Source organism: Adhaeribacter terreus, assembly GCF_042657365.1.
GTDB classification, from domain to species: domain Bacteria; phylum Bacteroidota; class Bacteroidia; order Cytophagales; family Hymenobacteraceae; genus Adhaeribacter_A; species Adhaeribacter_A terreus.
Genome location: NZ_JBHSKT010000001.1, coordinates 550,595 through 564,559, shown reverse-complemented (window position 1 = coordinate 564,559; position 13,965 = coordinate 550,595). Strand labels below are relative to the sequence as shown.

Below are 13,965 nucleotides of genomic sequence, written 5' to 3'. Positions count from 1 at the left end.
GAAGGCAGAAAAAGTAAAAAACTCATCATAAATAATTTAAAAGGATCACCTACCATGAAAGTAGAACAGATTTATACCGGATGCCTTGCCCAAGGCGCTTATTACATTGAAAGCAACGGCGAAGCAGCCATCATCGACCCATTACGGGAGATAACGCCATACCTGGAAAAAGCTGAAAAAGCAGGCGTAAAAATCAAATATGTATTGGAAACACACTTCCACGCCGACTTCGTTTCGGGTCACGTAGATCTGGCCAAAGCCAGCGGCGCCCAGATTATTTTCGGACCGAATGCCCAGCCAACCTATGACGCCTACATTGCCAAAGACTATGAAGAACTGAAACTGGGAAATGTAACGCTGAAAGTGTTGCATACTCCTGGCCATACCATGGAATCTACCACTTTCTTACTGAAAGACGAAAAGGGTAAAGATTACGCTATTTTTTCAGGCGATACCTTATTCATCGGCGATGTTGGCCGTCCGGACCTGGCAGCGAAATCAGACCTGACTCAGGAGCAGTTAGCCGGTCATTTATACGATTCGCTGCGCACTAAAATTATGACGTTGGCGGATGATGTATTGGTTTATCCGGCGCACGGTGCAGGTTCAGCTTGCGGCAAAAACATGAGCAAAGAAACCTATGATATGCTGGGTAACCAAAAGCAAACCAATTATGCTTTGCGGGCTGATATGACCAAAGCGGAATTTATTAAAGAAGTTACCGATGGCTTAATGGCTCCGCCTGCTTATTTCCCGATGAACGTGCAAATGAATAAGGAAGGCTATGCCAACATTGCGGATGTATTAAAGCAAGGTTTGCAAGCGCTTTCACCGGAAGCATTTGAAGCGGCTGCGAACGAAACTGGTGCTTTGATCTTAGATGCCCGCAAGCCGGAAGTTTTCACGAAAACATTTATTCCCAACAGCATAAACATTGGTATAGATGGCAACTTTGCACCTTGGGTTGGTACTTTAATTCCGGACTTGAAACAGGAAATTTTGCTCGTTACCGAAGAAGGCCGGGAAGAAGAAGTAGTTACCCGTTTAGCCCGGGTTGGCTACGACTACACCATTGGTTACCTGAAAGGTGGCATTCAGGCATGGGAAGCAGCAGGAAAAGAAACCGATAGCATCAAATCTATTCCAGCTACTGAACTTGAAAAAGCGTTTAATGCTGACCACGACATTAAGATTGTAGATGTTCGGAAAGATGGTGAATACAAAGCGGAACACGTAGAAACCGCTATGCATGCACCATTAGATTACCTGAACGATCACCTGGCCGAAATTCCGAAAAACGAACCTGTTTACCTGCATTGCGCTGGTGGATACCGGTCTATGATCGCAGCATCCATTTTGAAAGCCCGTGGTTTCGAAAATCTGATAAACGTAGAAGGCGGATTCAAAGCTATTGCAGAAACCAGTATACCAAAAACGGCTTACGTTTGCCCGTCTACCTTGAAGTAATAGGAGAGCGAAGTAAAAGTCCCCCTTTGGAGAGGGTTTGGGGGGAGGACTTTACAATATTTGATCAAAAATTAAAATCAGATAAATCTCTTTTCCTCCCCCCAACCCCCTCCAAAGGGGGACAAAAACGCTATCATAAACAGGTTAAAATCTGCAGTTGTTCCAGCCGGACTCTCACACGCTTCCGTCTTTTTTCAGGATTTCCTGCAGGAAGATTCGGCGTAATACCGGCTGGAGAATTTCAAACATTTCCATAAATATTTAATAATAACCATCATGTTCAATATATTTAAAACAACTCTGAAAAATTACGAAGATCTGGATGGTAAAGCATTCAAAACGGCTTTCACCAAAGCCCCCAAAGCCGAACTATTAGATGTGCGCACTGCCGATGAATTTAAAGGCGGAAGTATATCAGGCGCTCGTAATCTCGATATTATGACTGGTCAGCTGCATGCTGCTTTAGGTAAGCTTGATAAAGACAAAGAATATTTTGTTTTCTGCCGCAGCGGTAACCGTTCAGGTTCTGCCTGTAAATTAATGGCCGAACAAGGCTTTAAAGTGTATAACCTGGCTGGTGGCATCGGCGCTTGGCCACGCTAATTATTCTTTAACTTTCGTCCTGCTTTTCCTGGGATTTCCCAGGAAGGCAGGATGAAAATTAAATTCTCAACCCATTTAAAACAAAACAGATCTGCACAAATGCTTGAATTAATAAAACAACCCTGGCCGTGGTACACCTCCGGAATCGTTATTGTAATGGTAATGGCCATTCTACTTTTCTTCGGAAAATCGTTCGGTTTTTCTTCTAATTTCCGTACCATTTGCGCTGCTTGCGGAGCTGGTAGAAATGTAAAATTCTTCGACTTTAACTGGAAAGCCCAGACCTGGAATTTGATGTTTCTGGTTGGCGCTATCATCGGAGGCTTTATTTCCAGCGAATTTCTGAGCAACGGCGAAGCAGTTCAAATTTCCCAAGCTACCATCCAGGATCTGCAAGCCATTGGTTTTGCCGCTCCGAAAGGATTACAGCCCGAAGAAATTTTTAGTACCGAAGCACTCTTTAGCCTGAAAGGTTTTCTGATCTTATTAGGTGGCGGTTTCCTGATCGGTTTTGGCTCCCGATATGGCGGTGGCTGTACTTCTGGCCACGCCATCAGCGGCTTATCTAACTTACAACTTCCTTCCTTAATTGCCGTGATCGGCTTTTTCATTGGCGGATTAGTTATGACGCACTTGCTGTTGCCTTTAATTTTCTAAACCTGGTTTAAGCATTAATAAATAAGAAATGAAATTCCTGAAATATATTTTAGCCGGCATTCTGTTCGGTATTGTAATGAGCAAATCGGAAGCCATCTCGTGGTACCGCATCCAGGAGATGTTCCGTTTCCAGGCTTTCCATATGTATGGCATAATAGGTACGGCAGTTACGTTGGCTGCTTTGCTAACCTACACCATCAAAAAATTCAAGCTCCGCGACATTCAGGGAAACCCGATAGTTTTTACTGATAAAGAAAAATCGGTAGCCCGTTACCTGATAGGTGGTACTGTTTTCGGTTTAGGTTGGGCGCTGATTGGTGCTTGCCCAGGTCCGCTTTTTGTAAATCTTGGTCACGGTTACTGGCCAATTCTGGTAGCCATTTTCGGAGGGATTGTGGGTACCTATGCTTACGGGCTTTTCCAAAACAAACTTCCTCATTAATAGTAAAAAAATGGTAGGGTTCTGAGCTTCGAAAGTCTGACCCTGCCTTATTAATTTTTCAATTATGAGCCAAAAACGGATAAAACTTGGGTTAGCTGAAAACGCCAGTCAATTCTGGCTGCTGGTGCTGGTAAATGCATTTGTGGGTGCAATGGTGGGTCTGGAACGCTCCGTGATCCCGCAGTTTGCCGAAACCAATTTCGGGCTTAACGGCCATTCAGCTTTGTTGAGTTTTATTGTTGCCTTCGGTTTGGCTAAATCAGGCGCTAACTTGTTGATGGGTAAACTGACCAACCGGTTTTCCCGCAAACAAATATTATTGCTCGGTTGGTTGTTTGCTTTGCCGGTTCCCTGGCTATTGATTTATGCACCGAATTGGAATTGGGTAATATTTGCGAACCTGTTACTCGGTATCAATCAGGGATTAGCCTGGAGTAGTACCGTAGTAATGAAGATAGATTTGGTTGGTGAAAAAAACCGGGGCCTTGCGATGGGGATAAACGAATTTGCCGGTTATCTGGCGGTTGGCTTAATGGCTTTTCTGGCAGGTTACCTGGCTTCCGAATCTGGTAGCATTGTAACCGCTTTTATACCTGGTATTCTGTTTTCAGTAGCTGGATTTCTGATTTCGCTGCTCTTGATAAAAGATACCCACGCCCACGTTCAAACCGAAACGCTGCAAACCAATATTCCATTACTGCAAAACATCTGGAAAGATACAACTTGGCGGCACGCTAATCTTGGATCTGTAACGCTAAACGGTTTCGTAAATAACCTGAATGATGGTATTCTATGGGGGCTTTTACCGGTACTGCTGGCATCAAAAGGTTATACGTTGAAAGAGATCGGGATCCTGGCTGGTATTTACCCGGTAGTTTGGGGTTTGGGCCAATTAGTTACCGGTAAGCTTGGTGACTTAGTATGTAAAAAGCAGCTGCTAAGCTTAGGAATGATGTTGCAAGGCGTGGCCATAGCCGGACTTTTATTCAGCCAATCGCTACTGATTTTAATAGCTGCGCTGGTTATATTAGGCGTTGGCACGGCTTTGGTTTATCCCAATTTTATAACGTTGTTAGCCGAAAATACGCATCCAGGTCAGCGACCTCAAAGTCTTGGTATATTCCGTTTCTGGCGGGATTTCGGGTATGTGGCAGGCGCAGTTTTGGCTGGAATCTTTGGTGATTTGTTCGGGCTGGAAGTAGTTATTATTGGAACTTCATTTCTGACTGTTGGCTCCGGAATTTTATCTGAGATCCGGATGTGTTGCACCTACAAGTTGCTTTGGAGAAGCGAAAAATGTCAAAAACTTAAACCTGCTTTCTAAGTTAAAAATTTTCAATCTTGTTCTGAATTCTGATGAAATCCTAACGTCATATCAAATACAAAACTGCAATCAACGATCCGGTTGCTACCAATACCCAAAGAACAACTCCTTGTAAAAAAGGCCGGTAATTAATGGTTTTCAGCAAGCGTAAGCTAATGCCCGCTCCTGTTAGAAACAAGCTCAGAATCAAGCCCTTTCTGGCCAACGAGGTAAGGCCGTCGTAAACATTTTCCAGACCAGGAACCAGGGTATTAATAACGGAAGCAGCCAGGAAAAATAAAATAAATTTCGGGAAAGCAGCGCTTTTTCCTTCAGTTTTAAACAACAGGCCAGTAAAAAGCACCATAGGTAAGATCCACAAAGCCCGGGTAAGTTTTAAGGTGGTGGCGATTTCCAGGGCTTTTTCACCGTAAATGGTAGCAGCTCCTACTACCGAACTGGTATCATGAATGGCAATGGCAGCCCAAACCCCAAATTGTTCCTGCGAAAGGTGCAGGTAATTACCAACTACGGGGAAAATAAACAAGGCCAGCGCATTGAGAATAAACACAATTCCCAAAGCTACGGAAATCTCTTTTTCGTTAGCCTTAATGGCTGGGACAACTGCGGCAATGGCACTGCCGCCGCAAATTGCTGTACCGGCAGAAATCAGGTGGCTTAGTTTCTTTTCTACTCCAAACAGCGTTGCTAAGAACCAGCCTAATACCATCGTTACCAACAACGAAACTGCTGTATAAAAAAAGCCGCTAAGACCAGTTTCTGCTACTTGGTTCAGGTTAATGCCAAAGCCCAACCCTACCACAGAGGCCTGTAACGCATATTTGGTAATTTTACCTAACTGCGTTGGATACGGGTTTCCCAAGCTCAAACCAAGCACAATACCAGCCAGCAAAGCCAGTGGCGCACTTATAAAGTCTGTAACCAGGATAAGAACCAGAAAAAGCCAGAAAACTAAATGCCGAAGATTATGATTTACTTTTTCCGTCACGGCTTACTTCGTAGGTACTGCAGCTTGTTTTAATTCCTGGAAACCAGTCTGGGAGTTGATGATCTTTTTAAAGCCTTTATTTTGCATAAGCGTAGCTGTTTTACCGCTCCGGTTGCCGGAAGCACAATAGATTAAATAAGGTTTAGTGGTATCCAGCTGTTCTAATTGTTGCTCAAAATCAGGTGCGTAGAAATCCAGATTTTTAGCATTTGCAACGTGCCCGTTAGCAAATTCTTCCGGCGTCCTAACGTCCAGAATTACCAGTTCTTCCTCCTTCGTAATTAATTCTTTTGCCTGGGTTGCATTTACATCCTGCCTGGTGCCACCGGAAGAATTTTGCGTTTGGGCACAGCCAGAAAATGTAAGTATGGTTACAAGGATCAGGTTAACAAAAAGACTTTTCATATCAGTTAAGGTTGATTTCACGTTAAATGAGTTGCAAGTACCATTTTATATAAAAGAGGTTCAGTGACAAAAATCACATAACCTTAAATCCAAAGCCGGTATCTTTGTAAACGAATGAATTAAACCAATTTGAAAAACCACCTTAAAATACTGACCTGGCTGATGTTGATCATACATCTGTCGTCGTGGGCGCTGCTGCAGGTTGCTCCTGCGGGCACCGGATATGTGGTTTTCAAAAAGGAATGCACCCGTTCTGCAACCAGGGCTACCTTAGTGGCTGCTAATCAAAATCAAAAGAACCCGGAAAAGCATTTTACTTTGCCTGCTTCCGAAAAAACAAAACAAACACCTCCGGAAGTAAAAATTTGTATCAGCAAGCTGGCACCGCCGCCAGTGGCAATTTCTGTTGCGGTTTTGTTACCATTTTCCCTGCCCGAAACAACTCCGTTTCAGCAGGTTTCTTACCGTTTCCTTTCCATTTCCGAAGAACCTGATCCTCCAAGGTTCGCTTAATTTTCTATTTATCAGAGCCTGAATTAGCACTTTAAAGCTTAGCACACCCGCATAATAAATGTTGGGCAGGCTATGCCTTTCCTGTGTCGTTAATTCATTTTCAAACGAGATCAGCATTTCTATACTACCTTCTGAAAAATACAATTCAGAGGCTGTTTAGCATAGTAATGACTGTTTTCAGTTTTTTCATTTTCCCTTCTTTTAAATAAAAACAATGATTCATTTTCTTAAAAAAATAGCGCTGTCTGCGCTCCCGGCAGCCACATTCTTCCTGGCTTCCTGCCAAGGCGGAAAGCAAAATCAAACCGCAACTACAGCCCAAAACGCTATGCAAAACGACATAAAAACTGTAACCATCCTTCAAACCGCCGATATTCACGGCCAGGTGGAACCGCATCAGGAGTTCTTTGTAGATAACGGGCAATTCAAATTCAAAACCCGGGGCGGACTGGCGCATATTCAAACCATATTCAAACATATTAAAGCTGAAAATCCAGGCGGAACGGTAATAGTAGATGGCGGCGACTTGATCCAGGGCAGCGCCATTGCCGCTCTAACCGAAGGAAAAGCCTTTGGCCCTATCATTAAGGCAATGGATTATGATTTCCTGATTCCCGGTAACTGGGAAGTGATCTATGGTCCGGAGAAAATGAAAAGCGTTTTGAAATCTTTCGAAACGCCAATTGTGTGCGCTAATGTGTATGAAGAAAAAACCAACCAAATGCTTTATCCGCCCTATCTGGTGAAAGAAGTAAATGGCGTGAAACTTGGCTTTATTTCTTACAACGATCCCGAAGTGCCGATCCGCCAAAACCCATCGTTCAGCAAAGGTTTGGTTTTTAAACAGGTGGAAGATAATCTGGAAAACCTGATAAAAGAACTGAAAGAAGCTCAGAAAGTTGACGTACTTTTTTTGGTTACGCACATCGGCATATCCAAGCAAATTCACCTGGCCGACCAGGAATACATAAAAGGCGTAGATTTTATTTTAGGCAACGATACCCACGAACGCATCCGGAAACCGATCCAGCGTAAATATGCCCAGGTGGTGGAGCCAGGGGCTTTCGCTTCGTTCGTCGGCCGCCTGGATCTGGATATTAAAGACGGTAAAATTGTTGGCCAGCGCTATGAACTGATCGATGTAGATCCGGAAAAATATCCTGCCGATCCCGAAGTTCAGCAAGTAATAAACGAACAGCTTGCGCCGTACCGCACTCAGATGAACCAGGTTTTAGGCTACACCACTACTCCGCTTTACCGCTACCTGGTGGTAGAAACCGGAATGGATAATATGATTACCGATGCTGTTCGCTGGAAAACCGGTGCCGACATTGCTATCTCCAACGGCTTCCGTTTTGGTAATCCTATCATTCCCGGTGCTTCCGGAAAAGCTGCTATTACTTACTCTGATATCTGGAATATGCTGCCGGTAAACGAAAATGTGAAAACGGGCAAAGCTACCGGCCAGCAAATTCAGGACTGGATGGAAAAAGAACTGCACAACGTATTTGCCGGAAAACCATTGGAACGCTTCGGCGGCTGGCTTATCCGTTTTTCCGGAATGGAAATAACTTTTAACGCCAATGCTCCGAAAGGCCAACGAGTGCAATCTATAACCATCGGCGGCAAACTCATAGAACTTAAAAAAGAATACACGCTGGCTGCCTGCTTACGACGTGGCGAACCAGACCATATGCTCTGCCGGATGCCCAACGCTAAAGTCCCAAAAGTGCTGGACTACACCATTCACGATGTAATGGCTGAATACCTGAAAAAACACGGCAATGTAGCGCCTAAGACCGATGGACGAGCTAAAGCATTGGATTTGCCGGCACCAGTTTTAAGCCAGGTGCCGAATGTAGATTATGTATTCCGGTAAAAAACAAGTACCGACTTTTTTGCCCTGAAACCATAGCGTTTTGGGCTTCAATTTAACTTTAAAACAGATAATATTATGCAACCAAATACCCTGAATAAAATATCGTTCCTGGCTTTACGCATTATGGGAAGCCTTATTTTCATTACCGCTGCTTTCAACCACTTGTTCCAAACTTCAGAAACAGCAGCCCGATTACAAAAAGCAAAAATGGGCTTCCTGGCTACTTCTATATCTAACCATGAAACGCTTATAATTTTAGCTGGGATTGGTTTATTGGTTGGAGGCCTTATGCTATTCGCAGGTTTTCAGACCCGCAAGGCAGCCCTTTTACTGATGCTGATCTTAATCCCGATAACTTTAACCGTGCAGGTAGGTAGCGCCGCCACGATGGGGCCGCTGTTTAAAAACATTGCCATTATGGGCGTATTGGTTTTCTTTATGGCGAATGGTTCGGTTTATTATGGGCTCGATCAGTTTTTACAAAAACGGAAACTGTTAGTTACAAAGCTGAATTCCGGAGGAAAAATGGCTATTTTGGGTATAATGACAATTACTTTGTTTAGTGCTTGCTCCTCAGCCAATGCGGTTAATACGGCTACCAAAACAACTGCCCAGGCAAAGAAAAATTACGGCATTCTGATCAGCCAGCCCGACCATTTAAAAGCAGCTGTTAATACTGCTCAGACCATGCGGAAGGATACGAAATATAACGCCGACAAGATTGTAGTAATGGCTTGTGCTAAATCGGTGGAAGCATTCAAAAAAGACAGCGAAATGAAGGCGGTTTTTGAAGCTGGTAAAGCGGCTGGTGTAACGTTTAAAGTATGTGGTATGTCGCTGGAAAAGTTTAAGATTTCTCCCGAAGAATTACTCGAAGGTGCCACCATTGTTCCTAACGGGTTAACCTATATGTTCGATCTGAAGCAGGACGGATTTGTAACAGTAGAATTATAAAACGGTAGTTACTGACTGCTAAAAGCTTCCCTGTTCCGGCTACGGTAACTTAGGTCATTGTAACCGGAGCTTGAAGGCTGTACCTTTGGTAATTAGTATTGGGAGTCTTACCCTTTAAATTGATATAGAAATGACAAATAATAAATTTTCATTCCGCAACGTTCCCGGCTGGGTTTATACCTTGGTAATTTTCGGATTTCTTTACCTGAGTGGCCTTCATACCGAAGCAATTGGACAGGTACAACGGGTTTTATTGGCAACCGGAATTATGAAACCTGATCTACCCGAAATCCCCGCAAGCAATACTTCTATCGATAAAACATTGATACCGGAAGCAATGGTTACCAATGACTTCTTATTACAGGATCTGCAAGGAAATACAATCAAATTCAGCAGCCTGAAAAACAAAGTGATCTTTATGAATATCTGGGCAACCTAGTGTCCGCCTTGCGTGGCTGAAATGCCCGGTATTCAGAAACTATATGATAAAGTAAAGGATAATCGAAACATTGCATTTGTAATGCTTTCGGTAGACCAGGAAGGTGCGGAAAAAGTAAAGAAATTTGTGTCTAAGAAAGGCTATACTTTTCCGGTATATCTGCCCGTCAGCAACCTTCCAGCAACCTTTCAGAGCCAAACAATTCCTACAACTTTTATTTTGGGTAAGGACGGCAACGTAGCTGCGCGCCATGATGGTATGGCTAAATATGATACAAAAGAGGTACAAGATTATCTTAGGTTGTTAACCCAATAAAAGGTTATTCACTTCTGTGTGTCCGCAATATGTCCGAAACAAAACAAAAAACCCGAAGCATTTCTACTTCGGGTTTCTGTTTGCAGAGAGAGAGGGATTCGAACCCCCGGACCTTTAACAGTCAACGGTTTTCAAGACCGCCGCAATCGACCACTCTGCCATCTCTCTGTTTTGATGATACAAAAGTATGCACCTGAATCGAATTTACAAAACCATTTTCGCAAAAAAATTAAAAAAAGTTGCAGTAATTTTCAGCCAAAAACCTATCTCTCTGATTCTGAATCTGAAACAAGCTGCGTTTTTACTAAAATTTGCATGTCTAAATGAGTTACTTTATACTTCCGTTTCAGCTTTTCGCCATTTAAAGTCAGGATCAGCACTTTTATACGGGCGTTTTTCAGGTTCAGCATAAAGGTCATTTCTTCCGGTTTTACTTTTTTTCGCCGTGTAACTGCAAATTTCTTTAGCACCGGACCTAAGTCTAACGCTACTGATTCATCTTCTTTTTTAAACCAGACCTTTTGCTCCTTCTCCGAAAACTGAATAAACAGCAGCTCTTTCCCGAGTTCAAATTGCTGTTCGTCTTCGCCGTGGGCAAAACCGGAAACGGAATGTTCAAAACTGTAATCGTAGCCGGTGGTTTTTAAAATCGGTTGGCGCTTCGTTTCAACATTAAAATAAAGCTTTCCATCGGCGGGCGCATTATTCCTGGTGGTACGATATTGCAGATTCAGGCCGCGCATCAGTTCTTCGGTTTGGTAAGATGCGTAAGTTCGTTCGTCTCTTCCGGAAGTTTTAACGGAATCAAGCCGTTTTCCGAACATCGTTTCCAGGCTTTCATAGTTATGCATGCGGCCCAGATACGTTAAAACAGAGGAAATTTCGGCTTCGTCTTTTTCCGGAATTTTAGTTTTGGCGGGCTGCACTTTTTCGCCGGAAAGCATACCGTTTTTCTGCAGATAGAATTTCAGGCGATTAGTCTGGCTACGCTGCGAAACGGCAAAAGCTCCCCACGGGCCGAAAGCAACCAGAAAAGCCAAAAGGCAAAGCGTAACCGGAATAAATTTAATATTCTTGCTTCGGCTGAAAAGGAAATACAATGCTACCGCAAACAGCCAGAATGCCAGCGCCAGCACAAAATACCGTTCTTCGGTAATGCCATAATCGGAAACGCGTCGCCAGATTGCCAGGGCAAACAAAATGAGCAAGGGAAATAAAGCCCGGTAAAACCATTTGGCATAGGTTTTTATCCAGGCATTACCTTCGGAATTACGGATGGGGTGAATTAATAAAAGCGAAAAAATACCGACAATGGAAAAACTCAGAACCAGGTACGAAACCCAGCCGCGCGGCCAATCCCACTCAATAATAATTTTGCCGAGGTACCCATATAAAATGAGCAAATAAACCGTAACCAGCGGCAGCAGCACAAATTGCGTAAAAACTTTCAGGCCTTTCGGGTATCGGATTTCCGATTCTAAAGCCTGCAGATCTTTCGGAACGCCGGCCAGGAAAAACCAGGGATGAAAAACGCCGGCCATAAACAGCCAGAGTCGGGCAAATATTTTATCGTCGAAATCTACCTGAAAAAGTTGCTGAATGGCTACAATGGCTACCGACAAACCCACAAACAAAACCCCGGAATAAAGCGTGGCTGTGAGGAAACGCAGGAATAATTTTTCGTTGAATTGCCAGAAACCGTGTTCAGTTTTCGGGTTGAAATACGGAGCGAATGATGCCAACAAATGCAAACCTAAACCAAACAAAAAGATCTGCCACACATACTTGATCATGTGTTCGCTATCGAGCCGGTGCGGGAGGTAAAAGTAATATGCGAGCAATGCGGCCAGGCCTCCGGCAAATACAAACCACCGGTTTTTCCGGCTAAAACCATAGCGTTCTGCCATCAGTTCCAGGTCGAAAAACAGGATCAGACCAAGCCAGGAAAAAACCACCAGCTTCCAGAGATATTGCTGTTGTTCCTGCGCCTGATAATTCAGTTCCAGCAATTCAAAGCAAATTACGGTACCGAAAACGGCCGATAAAATGGTAAGCGGGAAGCGCAAAAAAGTGCTGACGGCGCCGCGGCCAAGTTCCAGCAGCGAAAGATTTTTCCAGAACATAATTTTAGTGATTAGTGACTAGTGATTAATGATTAGTAATCAGAAGCTATATCATAAATACACCTGTCATCCTGAACGCTAGAGAAGGAACTTGTTCGCGATTAGCAGAAACGTTCTTACCAGTAGCCGTAAATTTCTTCAGGCTTACACCTACAAATTTTCACCACCCTATTATCATTTGAATGATGGTATTAACCTTGAAACTTACAAAGTTCAATGCATTTAAAATACTAAACCCTAGTTATCATTAACTACTTTTCCAGCCGTTTAGTAACCGTATCGATACTGATGTTTATTTCGAAGCCCAGGATCAGGATCATGGAAACAAAATCGAGCCAGATCATTAAACCTACCAGCGCGCCAATGGAGCCATAAAGGTGGTTATAAGTATCGAAACTGCTGATGTAAAGCGAAAAAAGCCAGGAAACCAGGAAGATCAGTAAAGTAGAAACTACCGCGCCGGCCGAGAAAAACGGCCATTTATCCTGAATGGCGGGCACGTAATAATAGATCATGCAGGTAGCCAGCAAAAACAGGAAAACCACCGATATGTATTTCAGAACCTGGATCAGGCCGTAGGTAGAAGTTTCTGTAACCACATCGTAATAAACCAGCACATCCAGAATGTAAGTTCCAAAGAAAATGGCGGCAATGGAGATGAACAGGATAAGCGATAGAACGATGGTAAGCACGGTGGCAATCAGCCGCTTTTTTAAATAACTGCGTTGCCGGAAAGTGTGGTATTTTTTATCGAAGGAATCGAGCAGAGCCATGATGCCATTGCTGGAAAGCACGAGCGCAAACAAAAAACCGACCGACAATAATCCGCCGCGTGGCTGGTTTACAATATCGTTAATTGTGCCTTCGGAAGCGTTGAACATTTCGGGCGGCATAAAATCGCGCAGAAAATCGATAATGTTCTCGTTAAAATCCTGGCCGCCGATGTAAGGAATGAGCGTAAAAAGGAAAACAATGGCCGGGAAAATAGAAAGCGTAAAGTTATAGGCCATGTAACTCGAACGTTTGGTTACCGAATCGAGCTTCATTTCGTGAATGAGCACGGTAAGCACATCGTAAACCGAAGCCTGCCCTTTATTGAACCGCAGCTTCTTCAGAAAAACAATGAAGAGCCGGTACGGACGACTGTGTTTTATGTATCTATCGTGTAACCCCATCGGCAAAATATGGCGCCATTGTTTGCTGAATTTCCTGCGGCGTAGGCGTTGGGCGGCCGGTTTTCATATCTACAAAAACCATGGTGGTTTCGCCAATGGTGAGCAACTGTTCCGCTTCGTTAAAAACTTCGTACTCAAATAAAATGCGCGCCGCCGTTGGGTTATGCTTCAGAAACAACCGGATCGTGAGAAGATCGTCGTATTTGGCCGGTTTAATAAATTTGGTTTTCATTTCCAGCACCGGCATCATTACTCCCGCGGCTTCCATTTCTTTATAATGAATGCCTAAACGCCGGAACGCTTCGGTGCGCGCCACTTCAAAATAAGCCGCATAATTGCCGTAATACACGTAACCCATCTGGTCGGTTTCGGAATAGCGCACTCTTATCTGAACATCGGTCTGGTACATTTTGGTTGTTGGTTGCTGGTTGTTCGTTGTTGGTTTCCAAAGAAAGAAAATCCGATCTAGCAGTTGACTTTTTCAGGCTCCTACCATACCGTTTTGAGTTTTCTTCCCGGAAAGCATACCGTTTTTAACGGCTGAAAGTTAACGATTTTGTTTTAAAAAGAAGCAGCGCAACGATTTTCCCGCTGCGCTGCTTCTTTTTAAAATTATTGATTGCGTAAATTATTGAACGATAAAATGCGCGAGTTTTTCAGGCCAAAAGCATAGCATTTTTT

15 protein-coding genes and 1 tRNA gene are annotated in these 13,965 nt (G+C 43.6%); 10 read left to right on the top strand and 6 right to left on the bottom strand.

Annotated features, from left to right (window positions below):
• Positions 1 to 54: 54 nt before the first annotated feature.
• From ACFPIB_RS02375 to ACFPIB_RS02355, 5 genes are all read left to right on the top strand, one after another.
• Positions 55 to 1,467 (top strand): MBL fold metallo-hydrolase, encoded by a 1,413-nt coding sequence (locus ACFPIB_RS02375; protein WP_378015815.1) that lies wholly within the window; start codon positions 55 to 57, stop codon positions 1,465 to 1,467.
• A 276-nt stretch (positions 1,468 to 1,743) separates the two neighbouring features.
• Positions 1,744 to 2,070 (top strand): rhodanese-like domain-containing protein, encoded by a 327-nt coding sequence (locus ACFPIB_RS02370; protein ID WP_378015814.1) that lies wholly within the window; start codon positions 1,744 to 1,746, stop codon positions 2,068 to 2,070.
• A gap of 99 nt (positions 2,071 to 2,169) precedes the next feature.
• Positions 2,170 to 2,727 carry a YeeE/YedE family protein gene (locus ACFPIB_RS02365; RefSeq protein WP_378015813.1) on the top strand — a complete coding sequence of 186 codons (558 nt, stop codon included), beginning with the start codon at positions 2,170 to 2,172 and terminating at the stop codon, positions 2,725 to 2,727.
• 28 nt (positions 2,728 to 2,755) lie between these two features.
• On the top strand, positions 2,756 to 3,169 hold the full coding sequence (locus ACFPIB_RS02360) for a DUF6691 family protein (RefSeq protein ID WP_378015812.1): 414 nt from the start codon (positions 2,756 to 2,758) through the stop codon (positions 3,167 to 3,169).
• 64 nt (positions 3,170 to 3,233) lie between these two features.
• On the top strand, positions 3,234 to 4,493 hold the full coding sequence (locus ACFPIB_RS02355; RefSeq protein ID WP_378015811.1) for an MFS transporter: 1,260 nt from the start codon (positions 3,234 to 3,236) through the stop codon (positions 4,491 to 4,493).
• Between the two features lie 46 nt (positions 4,494 to 4,539).
• On the opposite strand, the gene ACFPIB_RS02350 is transcribed toward ACFPIB_RS02355, so the two are convergent.
• Together ACFPIB_RS02350 and ACFPIB_RS02345 are read right to left on the bottom strand one after the other, a co-directional pair.
• Positions 4,540 to 5,481, bottom strand: coding sequence for a YeiH family protein (locus ACFPIB_RS02350; RefSeq protein ID WP_378015810.1), 942 nt, complete (start codon positions 5,479 to 5,481; stop codon positions 4,540 to 4,542).
• A gap of 3 nt (positions 5,482 to 5,484) precedes the next feature.
• On the bottom strand, positions 5,485 to 5,886 hold the full coding sequence (locus ACFPIB_RS02345; RefSeq protein WP_378015809.1) for a rhodanese-like domain-containing protein: 402 nt from the start codon (positions 5,884 to 5,886) through the stop codon (positions 5,485 to 5,487).
• A 129-nt stretch (positions 5,887 to 6,015) separates the two neighbouring features.
• Here ACFPIB_RS02345 and ACFPIB_RS02340 point away from each other — a divergent pair, with 129 nt between their 5' ends.
• From ACFPIB_RS02340 to ACFPIB_RS02320, 5 genes are all read left to right on the top strand, one after another.
• Positions 6,016 to 6,399 (top strand): hypothetical protein, encoded by a 384-nt coding sequence (locus ACFPIB_RS02340; protein ID WP_378015808.1) that lies wholly within the window; start codon positions 6,016 to 6,018, stop codon positions 6,397 to 6,399.
• A gap of 328 nt (positions 6,400 to 6,727) precedes the next feature.
• The gene (locus ACFPIB_RS02335; RefSeq protein WP_378015807.1) at positions 6,728 to 8,278 is read left to right on the top strand and encodes a bifunctional metallophosphatase/5'-nucleotidase; all 1,551 of its coding nucleotides are present in this window, start codon (positions 6,728 to 6,730) and stop codon (positions 8,276 to 8,278) included.
• A gap of 75 nt (positions 8,279 to 8,353) precedes the next feature.
• Entirely contained in the window at positions 8,354 to 9,232 is an 879-nt protein-coding gene (locus ACFPIB_RS02330; protein WP_378015806.1) for a DoxX family membrane protein, read from the top strand.
• Between the two features lie 130 nt (positions 9,233 to 9,362).
• On the top strand, positions 9,363 to 9,671 hold the full coding sequence (locus tag ACFPIB_RS02325; protein WP_378015805.1) for a thioredoxin domain-containing protein: 309 nt from the start codon (positions 9,363 to 9,365) through the stop codon (positions 9,669 to 9,671).
• A gap of 12 nt (positions 9,672 to 9,683) precedes the next feature.
• Complete coding sequence (locus ACFPIB_RS02320; protein WP_378015804.1) at positions 9,684 to 9,986, top strand: TlpA family protein disulfide reductase; 303 nt, start codon at positions 9,684 to 9,686, stop codon at positions 9,984 to 9,986.
• Positions 9,987 to 10,069: 83 nt separating this feature from the next.
• Here ACFPIB_RS02320 and ACFPIB_RS02315 read toward each other — a convergent pair.
• The 4 genes from ACFPIB_RS02315 to ACFPIB_RS02300 all read right to left on the bottom strand — a co-directional run bounded on the left by ACFPIB_RS02315 (position 10,070) and on the right by ACFPIB_RS02300 (position 13,693).
• Positions 10,070 to 10,154, bottom strand: a tRNA-Ser gene (locus tag ACFPIB_RS02315).
• A gap of 95 nt (positions 10,155 to 10,249) precedes the next feature.
• A complete protein-coding gene (locus ACFPIB_RS02310; RefSeq protein ID WP_378015803.1) occupies positions 10,250 to 12,109 on the bottom strand; it encodes a DUF4153 domain-containing protein in 1,860 nt (619 codons plus the stop codon).
• A gap of 251 nt (positions 12,110 to 12,360) precedes the next feature.
• Positions 12,361 to 13,284 carry a YihY/virulence factor BrkB family protein gene (locus ACFPIB_RS02305; protein WP_378015802.1) on the bottom strand — a complete coding sequence of 308 codons (924 nt, stop codon included), beginning with the start codon at positions 13,282 to 13,284 and terminating at the stop codon, positions 12,361 to 12,363.
• A complete protein-coding gene (locus ACFPIB_RS02300; protein WP_378015801.1) occupies positions 13,268 to 13,693 on the bottom strand; it encodes an acyl-CoA thioesterase in 426 nt (141 codons plus the stop codon). Before ACFPIB_RS02300 ends, ACFPIB_RS02305 begins: the two co-directional genes overlap by 17 nt.
• Positions 13,694 to 13,965 lie beyond the last annotated feature (272 nt).

Excerpts from the sequence above, each read along its gene's own strand:
- ACFPIB_RS02325 (WP_378015805.1), top strand. The coding sequence starts at position 9,363 with ATGACAAATAATAAATTTTCATTCCGCAACGTTCCCGGCTGGGTTTAT.
- ACFPIB_RS02335 (WP_378015807.1), top strand. The coding sequence starts at position 6,728 with ATGCAAAACGACATAAAAACTGTAACCATCCTTCAAACCGCCGATATT.
- ACFPIB_RS02355 (WP_378015811.1), top strand. The coding sequence starts at position 3,234 with ATGAGCCAAAAACGGATAAAACTTGGGTTAGCTGAAAACGCCAGTCAA.
- ACFPIB_RS02310 (WP_378015803.1), bottom strand. The coding sequence starts at position 12,109 with ATGTTCTGGAAAAATCTTTCGCTGCTGGAACTTGGCCGCGGCGCCGTC.
- ACFPIB_RS02330 (WP_378015806.1), top strand. The coding sequence starts at position 8,354 with ATGCAACCAAATACCCTGAATAAAATATCGTTCCTGGCTTTACGCATT.
- ACFPIB_RS02345 (WP_378015809.1), bottom strand. The coding sequence starts at position 5,886 with ATGAAAAGTCTTTTTGTTAACCTGATCCTTGTAACCATACTTACATTT.
- ACFPIB_RS02370 (WP_378015814.1), top strand. The coding sequence starts at position 1,744 with ATGTTCAATATATTTAAAACAACTCTGAAAAATTACGAAGATCTGGAT.
- ACFPIB_RS02375 (WP_378015815.1), top strand. The coding sequence starts at position 55 with ATGAAAGTAGAACAGATTTATACCGGATGCCTTGCCCAAGGCGCTTAT.
- ACFPIB_RS02300 (WP_378015801.1), bottom strand. The coding sequence starts at position 13,693 with ATGTACCAGACCGATGTTCAGATAAGAGTGCGCTATTCCGAAACCGAC.
- ACFPIB_RS02365 (WP_378015813.1), top strand. The coding sequence starts at position 2,170 with ATGCTTGAATTAATAAAACAACCCTGGCCGTGGTACACCTCCGGAATC.
- ACFPIB_RS02305 (WP_378015802.1), bottom strand. The coding sequence starts at position 13,284 with ATGGGGTTACACGATAGATACATAAAACACAGTCGTCCGTACCGGCTC.
- ACFPIB_RS02360 (WP_378015812.1), top strand. The coding sequence starts at position 2,756 with ATGAAATTCCTGAAATATATTTTAGCCGGCATTCTGTTCGGTATTGTA.